At 66.0% G+C, this 17,316-nt stretch carries 17 protein-coding genes; 7 read left to right on the top strand and 10 right to left on the bottom strand.

Translation table 11 applies throughout. From position 1 onward, the window contains the following. Window positions 1-4: 4 nt before the first annotated feature. From CFE35_RS20930 to CFE35_RS20915, 4 genes are all read right to left on the bottom strand, one after another. Complete coding sequence (locus tag CFE35_RS20930) at window positions 5-418, bottom strand: GFA family protein (protein ID WP_292933642.1); 414 nt, start codon at window positions 416-418, stop codon at window positions 5-7. A gap of 46 nt (window positions 419-464) precedes the next feature. Next, window positions 465-977, bottom strand: a complete 513-nt coding sequence (locus CFE35_RS20925; protein ID WP_292933640.1) for a hypothetical protein — start codon at window positions 975-977, stop codon at window positions 465-467. 34 nt (window positions 978-1,011) lie between these two features. Next, complete coding sequence (locus CFE35_RS20920; RefSeq protein ID WP_292933638.1) at window positions 1,012-1,857, bottom strand: MoxR family ATPase; 846 nt, start codon at window positions 1,855-1,857, stop codon at window positions 1,012-1,014. Window positions 1,858-1,989: 132 nt separating this feature from the next. Next, entirely contained in the window at window positions 1,990-2,394 is a 405-nt protein-coding gene (locus CFE35_RS20915) for a hypothetical protein (protein WP_292933637.1), read from the bottom strand. Between the two features lie 208 nt (window positions 2,395-2,602). On the opposite strand from CFE35_RS20915, the gene CFE35_RS20910 reads away from it, so the two are divergent. Continuing rightward, the gene (locus tag CFE35_RS20910) at window positions 2,603-3,391 is read left to right on the top strand and encodes a hypothetical protein (RefSeq protein WP_292933635.1); all 789 of its coding nucleotides are present in this window, start codon (window positions 2,603-2,605) and stop codon (window positions 3,389-3,391) included. A 53-nt stretch (window positions 3,392-3,444) separates the two neighbouring features. Here the strand turns inward: CFE35_RS20910 and CFE35_RS20905 are convergent, their stop codons facing one another. The 4 genes from CFE35_RS20905 to CFE35_RS20890 form a co-directional block, all read right to left on the bottom strand. Next, the gene (locus CFE35_RS20905; RefSeq protein WP_292933633.1) at window positions 3,445-5,316 is read right to left on the bottom strand and encodes a methyl-accepting chemotaxis protein; all 1,872 of its coding nucleotides are present in this window, start codon (window positions 5,314-5,316) and stop codon (window positions 3,445-3,447) included. A 127-nt stretch (window positions 5,317-5,443) separates the two neighbouring features. Then, window positions 5,444-6,307, bottom strand: a complete 864-nt coding sequence (locus CFE35_RS20900) for an oxidoreductase (protein WP_292933631.1) — start codon at window positions 6,305-6,307, stop codon at window positions 5,444-5,446. Then, a complete protein-coding gene (locus CFE35_RS20895) occupies window positions 6,304-8,322 on the bottom strand; it encodes a DNA topoisomerase IV subunit B (RefSeq protein WP_292933629.1) in 2,019 nt (672 codons plus the stop codon). Before CFE35_RS20895 ends, CFE35_RS20900 begins: the two co-directional genes overlap by 4 nt. A gap of 87 nt (window positions 8,323-8,409) precedes the next feature. Continuing rightward, window positions 8,410-9,588 carry a penicillin-binding protein activator gene (locus tag CFE35_RS20890; RefSeq protein ID WP_292933627.1) on the bottom strand — a complete coding sequence of 393 codons (1,179 nt, stop codon included), beginning with the start codon at window positions 9,586-9,588 and terminating at the stop codon, window positions 8,410-8,412. Window positions 9,589-9,628: 40 nt separating this feature from the next. Here CFE35_RS20890 and rsmI point away from each other — a divergent pair, with 40 nt between their 5' ends. Genes rsmI through gshB form a run of 3 tightly spaced genes read left to right on the top strand, consistent with a single transcriptional unit; the run spans window position 9,629 to window position 11,797 of the window. Next, window positions 9,629-10,477, top strand: coding sequence for a 16S rRNA (cytidine(1402)-2'-O)-methyltransferase (gene rsmI, locus CFE35_RS20885; protein WP_292933625.1), 849 nt, complete (start codon window positions 9,629-9,631; stop codon window positions 10,475-10,477). Further along, window positions 10,474-10,824, top strand: a complete 351-nt coding sequence (locus CFE35_RS20880; RefSeq protein ID WP_292933623.1) for a YraN family protein — start codon at window positions 10,474-10,476, stop codon at window positions 10,822-10,824. The genes rsmI and CFE35_RS20880 overlap by 4 nt, the downstream gene beginning before the upstream one ends. 25 nt (window positions 10,825-10,849) lie before the next feature. Next, window positions 10,850-11,797 (top strand): glutathione synthase, encoded by a 948-nt coding sequence (gshB, locus tag CFE35_RS20875; RefSeq protein WP_292933621.1) that lies wholly within the window; start codon window positions 10,850-10,852, stop codon window positions 11,795-11,797. Here the strand turns inward: gshB and CFE35_RS20870 are convergent. Then, the gene (locus CFE35_RS20870; RefSeq protein ID WP_292933619.1) at window positions 11,794-12,759 is read right to left on the bottom strand and encodes a class I SAM-dependent methyltransferase; all 966 of its coding nucleotides are present in this window, start codon (window positions 12,757-12,759) and stop codon (window positions 11,794-11,796) included. The genes gshB and CFE35_RS20870 overlap by 4 nt on opposite strands. A 10-nt stretch (window positions 12,760-12,769) precedes the next feature. After that, entirely contained in the window at window positions 12,770-13,780 is a 1,011-nt protein-coding gene (locus tag CFE35_RS20865; RefSeq protein ID WP_292933618.1) for a fatty acid desaturase, read from the bottom strand. Between the two features lie 80 nt (window positions 13,781-13,860). On the opposite strand from CFE35_RS20865, the gene CFE35_RS20860 reads away from it, so the two are divergent. Genes CFE35_RS20860 through CFE35_RS20850 form a run of 3 tightly spaced genes read left to right on the top strand, consistent with a single transcriptional unit; the run spans window position 13,861 to window position 17,304 of the window. Next, complete coding sequence (locus tag CFE35_RS20860; RefSeq protein ID WP_292933617.1) at window positions 13,861-15,552, top strand: M20/M25/M40 family metallo-hydrolase; 1,692 nt, start codon at window positions 13,861-13,863, stop codon at window positions 15,550-15,552. A gap of 16 nt (window positions 15,553-15,568) precedes the next feature. Next, window positions 15,569-16,852: a flavin-dependent oxidoreductase gene (locus tag CFE35_RS20855; RefSeq protein WP_292933615.1), complete on the top strand. Its 1,284-nt coding sequence runs from the start codon at window positions 15,569-15,571 to the stop codon at window positions 16,850-16,852. Then, a complete protein-coding gene (locus CFE35_RS20850) occupies window positions 16,849-17,304 on the top strand; it encodes a DUF3237 domain-containing protein (protein WP_292933613.1) in 456 nt (151 codons plus the stop codon). The genes CFE35_RS20855 and CFE35_RS20850 overlap by 4 nt, the downstream gene beginning before the upstream one ends. Window positions 17,305-17,316 lie beyond the last annotated feature (12 nt).

Genomic DNA, 17,316 nt, shown 5'->3' with positions numbered 1-17,316 from the left:
AGGCTCAGACCGGTGGCGGCCCCTTGGGCAGGCGGGGCATTTCGGCGGGGATCGGCGCCCAGCTTGGCGCGCTGTCGCCCCAGATGACGGTGGTCGGCGGGCAGAGCTCGGGATTGTCGAGCACGCCAGCGCGGATCCGCATCGGCAGGCCCTTCGGCGTGACGGTGCGGCTGTAGATCTGGCTGCCGCAGACCTTGCAGAAGCCGCGCTCGACGGTGTTTCCGCTGTCCGCGATCATCGTGAACAGGCCAAGATCGCCGGTGATCGAAACGGCTTCTTCCGGGAACAGCACGTTGACCGTGGCTGAACCGCTGGCGATGCGCTGGCAATCGCGGCACCAGCACATGCGCGCACCGATGGGTTCCGCGCTGATGGTGAAGCGCACCGCGCCGCAGAGGCATCCGCCGGGGTGGGTCATGTCTCGCTCCCAGTCTGAGTTATAATGAAATTGTACGCAGGCAGGATTACCGCTTCCAGCCAGCCAGTAGTCGGTAGTGCCTGACGATTCGGCCTGCCTCCTTGATGCGAGGAGGCATTCTGCTGCCCAAAGTAATCTTCCGAGTTGGCCAATAGAAGCTTGCCAACGCTCGGATGGGTGTTTTTAGTTGCAACTCCAACTCCCAATACACTCCGATCCTTCCACCTTCAATTCGCCTGACCCGTGAAGCCGAGATCTCAGACCAACTAATCGGGGTAGAGGCAATCCATGTTGGGAGGACTATCCCAGTCTCGTCGATGATGGCGTCAGGTTGATTGCTGAAAAGCCTGCAGGCACCTTGAAAGGCAATCCAAAAACATACGGATGCCAACGGAATTGAGATAATCATCAGCCAGATTTCTTTGGCCGGGCTCTCTTGCTTTACGAACGACCAGTCGAAGTACCCCGCCGGACCGAACGATGCGAAAACAATGCCCATCATCGCGGTCAACACTAGTGCAACGAAATCGTTCGTTCGGCCGCCCAGATCCAGCACCATGTAAGGTGCTGGGTCGAGGGCATCATCAGCCAGCTTAGTTCCCTGGTCGCCGCGCCATGAAGGCCAGCCGTTCGAACAGCATCACGTCCTGCTCGTTCTTGAGCAGCGCGCCGTGCAGCGGCGGGATCGCCTTGGTCGGGTCGCGGTTCTGGAGGATGTCGAGCGGCATGTCCTCATTGAGGAGGAGCTTCAGCCAGTCGAGCAGTTCCGAGGTGCTCGGCTTCTTCTTGAGGCCGGGGACTTCGCGCACTTCGTAGAAGATATCCATCGCCTTGGTGACGAGGGTCTTCTGGATGCCGGGGAAGTGCACGTCGATGATCGACTGCATCGTCTCCCGGTCCGGGAACTTGATGTAGTGGAAGAAGCAGCGGCGCAGGAACGCGTCGGGCAGTTCTTTCTCGTTGTTCGAGGTAATGACGACGATCGGGCGTTCCTTGGCGGCAATCGTCTCGTGCGTCTCGTAAACGTCGAAGCTCATCCGGTCGAGCTCCTGCAGGAGATCGTTCGGGAACTCGATATCGGCCTTGTCGATCTCGTCGATCAGCAGCACCGGCAGCTTGGGCGCGGTGAAGGCTTCCCAGAGCTTGCCTTTGCGGATGTAGTTCGAAATGTCGTGGACGCGCTCATCGCCCAGCTGGCCATCGCGCAGGCGGGCAACCGCGTCGTATTCATAGAGGCCCTGCTGCGCCTTGGTCGTGGACTTGACGTTCCACTCGATCAGCGGCGCGCCGACTGCCTTGGCGATTTCATGCGCGAGAACGGTCTTGCCGGTGCCTGGCTCGCCCTTCACCAGCAACGGGCGGCGCAGCAGCACTGCGGCGTTGACCGCAACCTTGAGATCATCGGTGGCGACGTAATTGCTGGTGCCTTCGAAGCGCATGTCCTGTCCCTGTAGCAATGTGGTTCAAGCCGGGTGATGGCGTGACGCGGGTTTAACCGAACGGTTAGACCGTAGGGGCGTCACGCCGGACAGGCAATAGCTTCAATTGAGAGGGCAGGGCTGGCCCCGAAATCAATCCGGGCTGCGGCACTTGCCGGTGGTGGTCTTCTCGATCGTGCCATCGTCGTCGTAGCGGATCTGCATGGTCAGGCCGTCTTCCGCCAGCCAGTTGATCCTGGCGCTGTACCAGTTGCCGTCCTTCCACTGGCATTCGATGGAAGAGCCCTTGCGCCAATCGAAGTCGCGCACTTCGCTGGCAATACGGGTTTCGCGGGTGCCATCATCGAACCGGATGGTGAGCGAAGAGCCGCTCTTGCCCACGACGACGCCGGGGAAGGTCTGCGAACTGTCGCGCCAGGGGGCGAGCACCCAATCGCCGACATCGTGGGCGAGCGCAGGCGCGGCGAACGCGCAGACGCCGAGGGCAGCGGCCAGTGCGGTGCGCATGGCGCGGCGGGTGGGCAGGTTGATCTTCATGGTTGTCCCCCAAGGATATGGCGACGCGAAACCTGCTTATGGTTGCCGCCGTTTGTTTGTTCAAAATAGTGGTCTTTGCTTATTTGGGCCACGCGCACAAAGCAACAGGCGTCACTGATCGCACCATGCGGGCGAACCGGCGCGGCGGGGCCGACTGATAGGGCAGGAGGCGTTGCCGAGCCTGCGCGCCGCGTGTAGGCGGTGCACCATGCCGTCCATCCCAGCCGCAAGCGCCGCGCGCTACGCTCCGTCGCGCCGGGACCGGGCCGTGTCGTTCGTGCTGGCGGTGCTGGCCGGTGTGGGCATGATTCTCGTGCTGGTGACGATGAGCGCCATGGGCGACGGGGTGGGAGATGCCGGGGGGCAACTGGTGGCGATCAACATTGCCCCGCCTTCCGCCGACAAGGCCAAGGAAAAGGCCGCGCCCAAGCAGGACGTGAAGCAGGAGCGGGTGCAGGCGGTGACGACCGTGCCGCCCAAGCTGCCGCCGCGCGTGGAGATCCCGAGCAAGAATCAGGTGGAATGGCCGCCGGGGTTCATCCGCATGAGCCGCGAGGATATTGCCAAGGCCGATATCAGCCGGATCAAGCCTGCAGGCGGCAGTTCCGGATCGACCGGCGCGTCGAGCGGGGGTGGCGGCAGCGCCGAAGGCACCGGCGACGGGCCGGGGGGCGCGCGGGTTTATAACGCCGAATGGTACCGCGAGCCGACGCGGGCGGAGCTTTCGCCTTATATGAGCGCGGCGCGCGGCAGTTCATCGGGCGATTGGGCGATGATCATCTGCCGCACGGTCGAGCGCTTCCATGTCGAGGATTGCCGCGAGGTGGATGAAAGCCCGCGCGGATCGGGGCTGGCGCGCGCCCTGCGGCAGGCGGCGTGGCAATTCCTGGTGCGTCCGCCGCGCGTGGACGGCAAGCCGCAGCTCGGCACCTGGGTGCGCATCCGTTTCGATTTCAAGTCTGCCAAGCGCGAGGATTCAGCCTCGGACGCGCCGTAGACTGCTGCCCCTTTGCGAAGCCCGCGCGGGCGGACTTCGCAAGGGGAGGCGGTTCAGAACTCGGACCAGTTGTCCTCATCAAGCTTGACGGCGAGATTGCCGTGGGCGGGGGCAGAGGCCACCGGGAGGGGGCGCGGCGCGCTGGCCAACGGAGCGGGCGCCGGGCGGTGGGCGGCTGGAGCACTGTACACAGCCACCGGTGCGGGCGCAGCATTGCCCCGGAAGCGGGCGACGAGATTGGCGAGATTGGCGGCCTGGCCCGAAAGATTGCGCGAAGCCGCCGCGCTTTCCTCGACCATCGCGGCGTTCTGCTGGGTCATGCGGTCAAGCTCGCCCATGGTCACGTTGACCTTCGAAATACTGGCCGCCTGATCGACCGCAGCGTCTGCGATCCCTTCGACCAGCGCGCCGATTTCGGCGACCTGAGTGATGATCGCATCGAGCGCCTCGCCGGTTTCGGAGACGAGGTGAACGCCCATTTCGACATGTTGCGCGCTGCCGCTGATGAGGCCCTTGATATCGCGCGCGGCTTCGGCCGAACGCTGGGCGAGGGCGCGCACTTCGTTGGCGACGACCGCGAAGCCCCGGCCCGCTTCACCCGCGCGGGCAGCTTCCACCCCGGCGTTGAGCGCGAGCAGGTTGGTCTGGAAGGCAATGCCGTCGATCAGGTCGATGATCTGGGTGATTTGCTTCGAGCTATCGACGATGCTGTCCATTGCGCCGACCGCGCGCTTGACGACATCGCCGCCAGCGTTGGCGCGGTCGGTGGCGCGCACGATGGTTTCGCGCACCGCACCGGCGTTGCTGGCGCTCTGCTCGACCTTGGCGGTCACTTCGCGCATCGCATTGGCGGCGGATTCGAGGTTGGCGGCCTGCTGCTCGGTGCGCGAGGCGAGATCGTCGGAGGCGGCGCGAATCTCGGTCGAGCCAGTCTGGACGCTGGTGGCGGTTCCGGCAACCGAGCCGATCACTTGCTCCAGTTCGGTGGCCATCGCGTTGAAGTCGGTCTTCAGCCGCGCGAAGGGGCCTTCCAGCGAAGCGGTGACGCGGGCGCCGAGATCGCCTTCCTTGAACTTCGCCAGCGCGGCGCCGAGCGTGCCGACGATCAGTTCGACCTGTTCGGCCTTGCTCGCTTCGGCACGGCCAAGCTGATCCTGCAGGCCGCGCATGGCCCGGCCCAGCGCGCCCACTTCATCCTGCGTATCGGCAATCTGCAGCGTGCGGGAAAGGCGGCCATCGGCAAGATCCTGGATCGCATGGGTGATCTGGCCGACCGGGCGGGCGACGAGGCGCACCATCATCGCATAGATCGCAGCGAGCGCAGCGAGCAGCGCAAGCGTGGCAACGACGCCGGTCCACTGCGCGATCGTGTAAGTCGAGGCGGCTTCCGCGCTCGCCTCTTCGATGTGCTTCTTCTGGTATTCGGCCAGCGCGCTCAGCGCCTTGGTGGTGACCTCGACCGGCTCGTTCGAGGTGGCGAGCCGCGCGAGTGCTTCGGCGGTGCGCCCTTCGGACGAGAGCTGCACGATCTGGCTGGTATCCTGGCTCATCTGCTGCCAGCCGCTCTTGAACGCCTTGAGGTAGCTCCTTTCCTTGTCGTCGAGATCGGTCGCCTCGAACGCGGCGGTCTGGGTGCTGATGATCTTCTGGTTCGATGCGATCTTCGCCTCGGCATCGGCGCGCTCGTATTCGTCGGCTGCGAGCAGGTGAGCACGCAGCGCGTTTTCGAACTCGGCCATCGCGATGTTGATCTTGTCCGCAGACAAGGCCTGCGGCACGTGATCCTCCGCCACTTCGATCTCGGAAGCGCGCATGGTGCTCATGCGCCAGACCATGCTGCCGATGGCGGCGACAACAACCAGCGAAAGCACGGCGAACAACACCGCGAGCTTGCGTCCGATCGGAGCATTCCTGAGATAATCCATGCCGTATGAGCCCGTCCCTGCGGCTGCGCGGGACTGCGCGGCCGATTTCGCTGGCGGTCTAGACCGGCGCGGGCTGCAACGGGGTTTGGCGCGGGCTAGGGTGAAACCCGGGGGGTGTGGTTAAATTTCAGGCGAGAGGCGCGGCGATGGCATCGAGTGCGGCCATGTCTTTCGGGGAGAGCATGATCCGTGCGGCGGCCAGATTTTCGCGCAAGTGCGCGCGCGAGGACGTGCCCGGGATCAGCAGCACATTGGGCGCGCGGTGGAGCAGCCAGGCGAGCGCAAGCTGCATGGGGCTTGCGCCAAGGCTGGCGGCATGGCCATCGAGCGCGGCCGATTGCAGCGGGGAGAAGCCGCCGAGGGGGAAGAACGGAACATAGGGGATGCCATCTGCCGACAGTGCATCGATCAGCGCGTCATCCGCGCGCTGGACGATGTTGTAGGCATTCTGAACGCAGGCGACTTCGCCGATGGCGCGCGCCTCTGCGATCTGCGCCGCGGTGACGTTGCTGAGCCCGATGTGGCGGATCTTGCCCTGCTGTTGGAGATCGCGCAGCGCGCCGAAGCGTTCCGCAAGACTGGTCTCGTCGGTGCTGAAGGCATGGCCGATGCGCAAGTTGACGACATCGAGCGCCTCCACACCGAGGTTGCGCAAGTTGCCGTAGACCTGCTCGACGAGCGCGGCAGGCTCCGGCGTCATGATCCACGAGGCATCGGAGCCGCGCCGCGCACCGACCTTGGTTACGAGGACAAGGCCTTGCGGATAAGGGGCGAGCGCCTCGCGGATCAGCTTGTTGGTGACTTCGGGGCCGTAGAAATCGCTGGTGTCGATGTGGTTGACGCCACTTTCCACCGCCTCGCGCAGGACGGCGATGCATTCTGCGGGATCGCGCGGGGGGCCATAGATGCCCGGGCCGGCGAGCTGCATGGCGCCGTAGCCCATGCGGTTTACGGTGAAGGCCCCGAGGGCGTGGGTGGCTGGGTGCCTCACGCGTCGATCATTTCCGGATCGAGTTCGCCCGCGCGGTTCTGGATGAACATGAAGCGCTGGGCGGGGTCGCGGCCCATCAGGCGGTCGACGAGGTCCTTCACTGCGGCGCGGCCTTCGTATTCCGGCGGCAGCGTGATGCGGATCAGGCTGCGCGAGGCGGGGCTCATCGTCGTCTCGCGCAGCTGCTGTGGGTTCATTTCGCCGAGCCCCTTGAAGCGGCCGACCTCGACCTTCTTGCCCTTGAACTTCGTCGCTTCCAGCTCGGCGCGGTGCGCATCGTCCTTGGCATAGACCGAGGTCGCGCCGTTGGTGAGGCGGTAGAGCGGGGGCTGGGCAAGATAGAGGTGCCCGCGCCGGACGATCTCGGGCATTTCCTGAAAGAAGAAGGTCATCAGCAGGGTGGCGATATGCGCGCCGTCGACGTCGGCGTCGGTCATGATGATCACGCGGTCGTAGCGCAGCGCATCGGCGTTGCAGTCCTTGCGCATCCCGCAGCCCAGCGCGAGCGCGAGATCGGCGATTTCTGCGTTTGCGCGGATCTTGTCGGCGCTGGCGCTGGCGACGTTGAGGATTTTACCTCGGATCGGCAGGATCGCCTGCGTCTTGCGGTCGCGCGCGTGCTTGGCGCTGCCGCCTGCCGAATCGCCTTCGACGATGAACAGTTCGGTTTCGCCGCTGCCTTCGCCGCTGCAATCGGTGAGCTTGCCGGGCAGGCGCAGCTTGCGCGCGTTGGTGGCGGTCTTGCGCTTGACCTCGCGCTCCGCCTTGCGGCGCAGGCGCTCGTCCATCCGCTCCATCACCGAACCGAGGAGGGCCTTGCCGCGCTCCATGTTGTCGGTGAGGAAGTGGTCGAAGTGGTCGCGCATCGCGGCCTCGACCATGCGCGCGGCTTCGGGGCTGGTCAGGCGGTCCTTGGTCTGGCTCTGAAACTGGGGATCGCGGATGAACAGCGAGAGCATGATCTCGCTGCCCGTCAGCATGTCTTCGGGCGCAATGTCCTTGGATTTCTTCTGGCCGACAAGCTCGCCGAACGCACGGATGCCCTTGGTGAGCGCGGCGCGCAGACCCGCTTCGTGCGTGCCGCCATCGGGGGTGGGGATGGTGTTGCAGTACCAGCTGTAGGAACCGTCAGACCACAGCGGCCAGGCGATAGCCCATTCGGCGCGGCCCATTTCCTCGCCGTTCGGGCCTGCCGGGAAATCCTGGCTGCCGGTGAACGGGATCGTGGTGACGCATTCGCGGCCCGCGACTTGTTCGGCAAGGTGATCGGCAAGACCGCCGGGGAACTGGAACACGGCCTCGGCGGGAATGTCCGTCCCTGCAATCAGCGCGGGCGCGCACTTCCAGCGGATCTCTACCCCTGCGAAGAGATAGGCCTTGGAGCGGACGAGACGGAACAGGCGGGCAGGCTTGAAACGCGCGTCTTCACCGAAGATTTCGCCATCGGGGATGAACGTGACCGAAGTGCCGCGCCGGTTGGGCGCAGCGCCAATGCGCTGGAGCGGCGTGGTGGGCAGCCCGCGCGAGAATTCCTGCGCGTAAAGCTCCTTGTTGCGCGCCACTTCGATGCGGGTGAGCACCGAAAGCGCGTTGACCACCGAGATGCCGACACCGTGGAGGCCGCCCGATGTGGCATAGGCCTTGCCCGAGAACTTGCCGCCCGAGTGGAGCATGGTGAGGATGACTTCGAGCGCCGACTTGCCCGGATACTTCGGGTGCTCGTCCACCGGCATGCCGCGCCCGTTATCGGTGATCGTGATCTTGCCCGCGGTGCCGGCCGGGCCTTCTTCGAGCGTGACTTCGATGCGGTTCGCGTGGCCCGCGACGGCTTCGTCCATCGCGTTGTCGAGCACTTCGGCGGCGAGATGGTGCAGCGCGCGCTCGTCGATCCCGCCAATGTACATGCCGGGGCGGCGGCGGACGGGCTCAAGCCCTTCGAGCACCTCGATCGCGGAGCCGTCGTAGGTTTCATCAGGCCCGCGCTGGGGCAGCTTTTCAAACAGATCGTCCGCCATGGGAACGGCTATAGAACATGGCCGATTCCCGGGGCAATGGGGTGCTTGTGCTTATCCCGGATTATCCCCGGAAACCGGGGGTAATCGCTATGGATTGAACTTTGCAGGCGCGGGGCTGGCGGTCAAGAAAGTGCCTGCGCTGACCTCGCGCACTTCCATCGCGCGTTCGGCGACCCCGTTCGGCTCGAACCGGAACACGCCGTCGAGGCCGATGAACCCGTCGCGCGCATAGAGCTTGGCAGTGGGGAACAGCGTGCCCGGCTTCCACCCGCGCGCGACATTGAGCGTGAGCAGGACCGAATCGTAGCCCAGCGTGGCTAGGCGCGAAGGCGCGGTGCCGAAGCGCGAGCGGTAGGATTGCTCGAACTGGGCAAAGCGCTTGTCCGATACGGCGGCAAACCACGCGCCGCGCATCGATGGGCTTTTCGCGATCGAGGCATCGCCGTTCCACAATTCGGTGCCGAGCAGCTGCGTGCCGGCAGCGGCAGGCGCGGCCATCAGCGCGATGCGGCCGCTATCGCCGATCAGCAGCGCTTCGACCGGGCCCTTGGCCAGCACGCGGCGCACCGCGCTGGAGACCGAGGTGTTGCTGCGGTCGTAGGTCTCGACCGTGGTGACGGTCATCCCCCGCGTGCGCGCCGCGACGAACAGCGCGGAAGACACGCGCTGGCCATAGGCACCGGTCGGGATGATCGCGCCGATGGACTTGATCCCCTTGTCCTGCGCGAAGCCGACCACGCGGGCGATGGCCTGCGCGGGCACCTGGCCGAGCACGAAGACATCGCGGTCAGCCACGGCGGCGTCGTTCGAATACGTGATCATCGGCACTTTGGCCGGGCGCGCGACGCTGGCGACGGCGACGACTTCATCGGCCAGCAGCGGCCCGAGGATCAGGCGGTTGCCATCGAGGATCGCCTTGTTGGCAGCCAGCCCGGCGCCGCCCGCTGTATCATACGTCGTGATGCGCACGTTCTGCGCGTTGGTATCGAGCAGCGCCATCGTGGTTGCATTGGCAATGGCCATGCCGACGGGCGCATTGGCCCCGCTCATCGGCACGAGCAGCGCGACGCGGTGGCGGTCCGCATCGGTGGGCAGGACATTGGCATCGGGCGTGACTTCGACCGGCTTTGGCGGCGGCGGCGGAGCGGCGACCGGCTTGGGGATCACGGTACAGCCTGCGAGGAGCGCAAGCGCCCCCGTGGCCGCGAAACGGCGCAGGCCTGTTCCTGCCTTGGCACCTGCCTGCCACATGCTGCCGATCATCATTGGCTTGCCGCTCCCTGGTAGCCGGTCCATTGGTACGCGTATGAATACGCACACACTTGATGCTGGCCTCTATATTGTCGCAACCCCGATTGGCAATCTCGGTGATATCAGTCGTCGGGCAATCGAGGTCTTGGCGGGCTGCGCCGTTGTGGCATGCGAGGATACGCGCGTTACTGGCGGGTTATTGCACCACCTTGGCCTGAAACGGCCCCTGCGGCGCTATGACGATCACGCGAGCGACGCCGCGCGTGAGGCCTTGCTGGGGGAAATGACGCATTCGGCAGTGGCGCTGGTGTCCGATGCCGGGACACCGCTGATCTCCGATCCCGGCTACCGGCTGGTTCGCGAAGCCCGCGCGCGCGGCATTGCGGTGACGACGATCCCCGGTGCCAGCGCGCTGGTGGCGGCGCTGACTTTGGCAGGCTTGCCGACCGACCGGTTCCTGTTTGCGGGCTTCCTGCCCAATAAGGACAAGGCGCGCGTCGATGTCCTCACCGAACTCGCGCCCATCCCGGCAACGCTGGTGTTCTACGAGACGGGGCCGCGGCTTGTCGCCTCGCTGGAGGCGATGGCGCAAGTGCTGCCGGGCCGCGAGATCGCCGTGGCGCGCGAGCTGACCAAGCTGCACGAGGAATGCCGCACCGGCAGCGCGGCGGAGCTGGCGGCGCATTACACCGCGCATCCGCCGCGCGGTGAGATCGTGCTGCTGGCCGGGCCGCCGGGCGCGCCGGAAAAGCCGGACGAGGCGGATGTGGATGCGCAGTTGCTGGCGGCGCTGGTAGACTTGCCGGTTTCCAAGGCCGCCGCCCACGTTGCCAAGGCGCATGGGCTCGACCGCAAGGCGCTCTATGCGCGGGCGCTGGAGTTGAAAGAGGGCCTGAAGGGGTGAACCGGCAAGCGGCCGAGCAGCGCGGACGGCGCGGTGAGGCGCTTGCGGCGTGGTATCTGTGGGCCTGCGGCTGGCGCATTCTGGCGAAGCGGCAGCGCGTTGGCGTGGGCGAGGTCGACCTGATCGCGCGCAAAGGGCGCACGGTGGCCTTCGTTGAGGTGAAGTGGCGCAGCACCCGCGCGGCGCTGGACGAGGCGATCGACGCGCGGCGGCTGCGGCGCGTGGCGCGGGCGGCGGAGGCGCTGGCCCCGCGCTATGCCCGGGCCGGTGATGATCTCAGGATCGACGTGATCCTGCTTGCACCCGGGCACTGGCCGCGCCACATGGCCAACGTCTGGCAGCCTTAGTGCGCCCCATTGCAGGAATAGCAGAATGACTCTTCGCGTTGCCGTCCAGATGGACCCGCTGCATTCGATCAATATCAATGGCGACAGCTCGTTCGCACTGATGCTGGCGGCGCAGGCGCGGGGGCATGAGGTCTATCACTACGACGTTGGCGCGCTCTCGCTCGACGAGGACGACCGGCTCATCGCGCGCGCGGTGCCGGTGACGGTGCAGCACGTGGCAGGCGATCACTACCGCGAAGGCGAGCCGCGCAGGCTCGATCTGGGGCGCGATATCGATGTGGTGCTGATGCGGCAGGATCCGCCGTTCCACATGGGCTATATCACCGCGACGCACCTATTGGAGCGGATCGAGAGCGAGACGCTGGTGGTCAACAACCCGCGCAGCGTGCGCAACGCGCCCGAAAAGGTGATGGTGCTCGATTACCGCCGCTTCATGCCGCCGACGCTGGTGACGCGTTCGGTGGAAGAAGTCCGTGCATTCCAGAAGCGCCACGGCGCGATTGTGGTGAAGCCGATCCACGGCAACGGCGGCAAGGCGATCTTCCGCGTTTCGGAAGAAGGCGAAAACCTCGGCGCACTGCTGGAAGTGTTCAACCAGACCTGGCCCGAACCGCACATGGTGCAGGCCTTCCTTCCCGATGTGGCCAAGGGCGACAAGCGCATCGTGCTGGTGGACGGCGAAGTGGCCGGCGCGATCAACCGCAGGCCGGGAGAGGGCGAGTTCCGCTCGAACCTTGCCGTGGGCGGCTACGCCGAAAAGACCGAACTGACGGCGGAAGAGCAGGAAATCTGCGCCGCGCTGGGGCCTGAACTCAAGCGGCTGGGGCTGATCTTCGTGGGCATCGACGTGATCGGCGGCAAGTGGCTGACCGAGATCAACGTGACCTCGCCGACCGGGATCGTGGCGATTGATCGGTTCAACGGGACCGATACGGCGGGGATGATCTGGGACGCGATCGAGGGGCGGGTTTAGTCGGCGGGTTTCAGGACCATTTCCATCTGGCTCAGCGGCGCGAAGGGGCGGCGCAGGAAATCGAAGGCGGCGCTCGCGGCTTGCAGTAGCGGGATCAGCGGATGGCTGACCGCGGGCCGCTCGGCGGTGATCTTCACGAGGCCAAGCTTGCGCAGTTCTTCCAGCAGCGAGACCGACCAGAACGGCGCGCCCTGCGTGTAGCTGAACGCGACGGTTTCCAGCCCGCATTCGGCGCTGAGCGCCTCAAGGCTGCGGCGCTGGAACAGCACGAAGTGGCGCGGGGTGTGAAACCCGGCCCATGAGCGGTGGCGAAACAGGCGCGCATCAAGCGATGCATAGTTCGGCGTCTTGATGAACAGCTGGCCGCCGGGCTTGAGCAAGCGGCGCACCTTGGCGAGCATCGCGCGCGGATCGGAGACATGCTCGATCAGGTTGAGCATGAGGATGAAATCGAACTGGCCATCAAGCTCGGCATCCTCGATGCGGCCCTGCACGAAAGTGTGGCCCTTGGCGCGGGCAAGCTGCGCGGCACCGCCATCGAGATCGACCACGGTGGTCGTGGTGACGCGGGCATCCGCACCTTTCACCATATCGAGCAACCAGCCGCTGCCGCCGCCGATATCGAGGACGGAGAGGTTCTCGCCCGGAACGGCGGCCAGCAGGCTCTTGAAGCGGCGGCGATCAAGCGCTTCCTTGATCTTCTGGACCGTGGAAGCCTTGCCGGCGCCATAGGAATAGTAGTTCGCCGGGTAGATCTCACCCAGTCGGTCCACCGGCATGGGATCGATGAACAGCACGCCGCACGGATCGCAGGCATGCCAGATCCAGTCCTCATGGCTGGTGCAATATTCGATGTCGTGCGCTTCGGCGTGGAAGCGCGTGTCGTGTTTGCCGCAAACGGGACAGGCAGGGCGGTGGCCGGTCATTTCGGCAAGTTCCGGAAACAGGGTGGGAGCGTTCATGGTCGGCCTCTCAGCGGCGATTGTAGAGCGCGCGGAAGGCGGCGCCATATGTGGTGCGGCGGGCGTCCATCGCGGGGCCCATGCCGACGCGTTCGAACACCTCTTCAAGTTCGTCGAAGCAGGTGTAGGACACGCTCGGCTCCCAGTGGTGGAGCAAGTGGCGGTTGAACCCGGCCGCGCCGAACAGGCGGGCGAACGGGCCAGTGCCGAACAGGCGGGTGTAGGCCCCGTGATCGACCTCGCGATAATCAACCGCGCCGCGCGCTTCCAAGGAGCGGTGTTCGAGCAGCTGGCGCAGCGCGCCGAGGAACGGGAAGACAACGCCAACGCCCATCACCCAGGCCAGCGCGGCAGCAGGTCCGCCGGTCAGCAGGAGCGCGGCAAGAATGGCCAGGTGCGCAGTGATGCCGCCAAGGAGCACGAGCTTGTCACGCAAGACGCCTTCGGGCTTGCTGGCGGCCTTGGGCGCGGTGAGGCGGCTGCGGGCAAGGAGAACTTCCACGACCCGCCAGCCAGTCAGCGCCTTGACGATGAACGCGCCGTCGAGCGGGCGGAAATAGGTGTTCTCGGCATCGGTGCGGGTGCCGAAGGCGCGGTGGTGTTCGAAGTGAACCTTGCGGTACTTGCGCACGCTGGTGCCGATCATCCAGCCCACGAGGAGATCGCACAGCAGATCGCTGGTCTTGCGTTCCTTGGCCAGATTGGCGTGCGCGCCTTCGTGGATGAACAGCTGGACGTAGGCGATCCAGAAACCCACCCCGGCAGCCCCGAACAGGATGGCGGCGATCATGCCGGGAAGGCCTAACTGCGCAAGCCACACCGTGCTGACCGCTGTCCACGCAAGGCCGAGGTAGCCCACCGCGATATCGCGCCAGACGCGGGGATAATCGGGCTGCAAATCCTTGAGCAGCGCGGTGAACGGCCTGCCGTCTGCATCGAACAGTTCGGTGCGGATCGCGGCGAAATTCGCCGAATGATCCTCGTGCGCAGTGAACTGGTGGGCGATGAACACGGGTGGCACTCCGGCAGACGGGTCTTGCGGAGAAGTCGTAATCAAGCTTGGTTAACAAAATCTCACTGCAGGAGAGGACTTTGGGGCGGATGAACAAGCGGCTGGCGCTTCTGGCGGCGCTCATTCTGGGCGTGCTGCTGGGGATTCGCGCAACCACGCCGCCCGCGCCCGTGGGCACCGATGCGCCGCCGCAGGTCTTTGCCGCCGGGCGCGCGATGGCCGATGTGCGAGTGATCGCAGCGGGCCCGCACCTCGCCGCCTCGCCGGAAAACGCGGCAGTGCGGGCGCATATTGCGGCGCGGATGCGGCAGATGGGAATGACGGTGCGCGAGGCCCGCTTCACCGCGCGGCCGAAAAGCGCGCAGCGGCTGGCGCGGTGGAGCGGGAAGGATGATCCAGCGCCCACGCTGACCAACGTGATCGGCGTGCTGCCGGGCCGCGACCCGTCGCTCCCCGCCGTGCTGCTGATGGCGCACCACGATACGGTGGGCGGATCGCCCGGCGCGGCGGACGATACCGCAGGGGTAGCCGCACTGCTGGAAACGGTGCGGGCGCTCCGCGCCGGTCCGCAGCAAGCGCGCGATCTGATCGTGCTCATGACCGATGGCGAGGAAACCGGGCTCGATGGGGCGCATCACTTCTTCAACGCCGATCCGCTGCGCGCGCATGTCGGCGCGGTGATCAATGTCGAGGCGCGCGGGGGCGGGGGGCGGACGACCTTGTTCGAAACCTCTGCCGAAAACGGCGCGGCGATTGCGCGCGCGGCAGGCGCGATTGCCCGGCCGGGCGGCTCCAGCCTCGCGGTGTTCATCTACAAGGTGCTGCCCAACGATACCGACCTTTCGGAAACGCGCGGCGGGCCATGGACGACCTACAACTTCGCCTTCATCGGGCGGCCGCAGCTCTATCATTCCCCCAAGGCGACGCCTGACGCGCTCGATCAAGGCGCGCTGCAGGACATGGGCGCACAAGTGCTCGATCTGACGCGCGATCTGCTCCGGGCCGAGCCGCTGCCGGGCAAGGCGGCGGACGTGGTGTTCTTCGATGTGTTCCGCCTCGGCCTGCTGGCCTATCCGGCGTGGGCCGGGTGGCTGATGATCGCCTATGCGGCAGTGAGGCTCGTGCAGGGTGCGCGGCACCGGGGCGACGTAAAAACTGTGGCTGTCGGTGCAGGGCGGATGCTGGCACTGATCGTGCTGGCGGGAGTGGTGCTCTGGGCGGTGAACCAGATCAGCCTCGCACCGGGCAAGCCCAATTACTACGACCGGCTGGCCGCCATTCCCCGGTTGGAAGTGATGGCGCTGTGCGGCGGGCTGGCAGCATTTCTACTGACCATGGGAGCGCAGAAGCCGACGCCTGCGGTCATGGCCGGCGCGGCGCTGCCCCTGTTCGTGCTGGGGCTGGTGCTTCAGGTGGTCGCACCGACAGCGGGATACGTCGTGGTGCTGCCGATGATGTTTACAGCCGAGGCGATTGCAGCGGCGCGCAAGGATGATGGGATATCCTGGGCCGGGGCCATGATTTCCGGCGCGCCGATCCTGGGCTACATGCTTTCGCTGGGCCACCAGGTGATGCAGGGCGTGGGGCCAGGGTTGCCGGTGGCGGCGGTTTTGCCGCTGGCGGTGGCGAGCCTTGCGGTGCTGCCGCTGTGGGAGGGGATTTCGGCGCAGAAGGTGCGGATTGCGGCGGCGGTTTTGCTGGTCGCCGCCTTGGGCACGGCGCTCACGGTGCGGCTTGATCCCTTGGCAGATACGGTGCCGGTCTATAGCGCGGACAAGTGATTTTCGGGTGAGGGTGATGGAAAACGGCGAAGTCCTGATTGCAGGCGGCGGCATTGGCGGGCTGGTGCTGGCGCTGACGCTGCACCAGATTGGCGTGCGCTGCACGGTGCTGGAAAGCGTGCGCGAACTGAAGCCGCTGGGGGTGGGGATCAACCTGCAGCCCAACGCGGTGCGCGAACTGGAAGACCTTGGCATTGGCGAGGCGCAGCTCGACGCGGTTGGCATCCCGGCGCGCGAATGGGCGCTGGTGGGGCTGAACGGCAAGGACATCTATGCCGAACCGCGCGGCAAGCTGGCGGGCTATCGCTGGCACCAGTATGCGGTGCACCGGGGGCAGTTTCATATGCTGCTCTATCGCACCGTACTGGAGCGGCTGGGGCCGGACGCGGTGCTGATGGGGCACCGGGCGAGCGGCTATCGCAAGGAAGCCGATGGCAGCGTGACGGTGCTGGCGGAGCGGGCGGATGGCTCTTCGGTGGAGATCGGCGGGCGGCTGCTGATCGGCGCGGATGGCATCCATTCGGCGATCCGCGCGCAAATGCATCCCGATCAGCCGCCGATCCACTGGGGCGGCACAATCATGTGGCGCGGGACAGCGCGGGGCGTGCCGATCCGCAGTGGCTCCTCGTTCGTGGGGCTGGGCACCAGCCGCCACCGCGTGGTGCTCTATCCGATCTCGCACCCCGATGCGCAGGGCCTTGCGGACATCAACTGGATTGCCGAGCAGACCTTTGACGAGGGCCATGACTGGACGCAATCGGGCTGGTTCCGGCCCGTGGCGCTGTCTGAGTTTGCGCATGAGTTCGAAGGCTTCGTCTACGACTGGCTCGATCTGCCCGCGCTGCTGGCCGGGTCTGACGTGGCTTACGAGAACCCGATGATCGACCGCGATCCGCTGCCGACATGGGTGGATGGGCCAGTCCTGCTGATCGGCGATGCGGCCCATCCGATGTATCCCACCGGCTCCAACGGCGCTTCGCAGGCGATCATCGATGCGCGGGTGCTGGGGCTGATCATGACTCAGCAGGGGGTGAGCGCGGGTGCGCTGGCGGCGTTCGATGCCGAACTGTGCGGCCCCATCGGCGCGGTGGCGATGCGCAACCGGGGGGCGGGGCCGTTCGGCCTGCTCAACATGGTGGACGAGCGCTGCGGCGGGCAGTTCGACGATATCGACGCGGTGATCCCGGCGGAGGAGCGCGCGGCTTTCATGCTGGCCTATCAGAAGGCGGCAGGCTTCGCGAAAGAGCAGCTCAACGCCGCGCCGCCGACGATCCCGGCTGGGGCGAGGGTTTTGGCATGAGCATTGCGTTGGAACATGTCTGCGATCTGGTGGTCGAACTTTCGCCGCCGCACGAAATGGGCGCGGCGCTTTCGGGCACGCGGCGGATTATTCCGATTGTCGGCGGGACGGCGCGCGGCGCGCGGATCAACGGGCGCATTCTGAACGTGGGCGCGGACTGGCAGACGGTGCAGGTGGGCGGCGTGGCGCAGCTCGACGCGCGCTATGCGATTGAGACCGATGACGGCGCGGTGATCGAAGTGGTGAGCCAGGGCATCCGGCACGCCTCGGCAGACGTCGCGGCGCGGATCGTGGCGGGGGAGGCGGTACCGCCTTCCGAATACTATATGCGCACTGCTATCCGGCTCGACAGCGGGCATCCGGACTATGCGTGGGCGGCGCGCTCGATCTATGTCGCGGACGGCGGCAAGGTTGGGAACACGGTGCGATTGGCGGTTTATCGGGTGGGGTGAGGGAATTGGGCC

The sequence above is a fragment of the Novosphingobium sp. PASSN1 genome (assembly GCF_002278815.1).
This window is presented reverse-complemented; position numbering and strand designations above follow the sequence as displayed.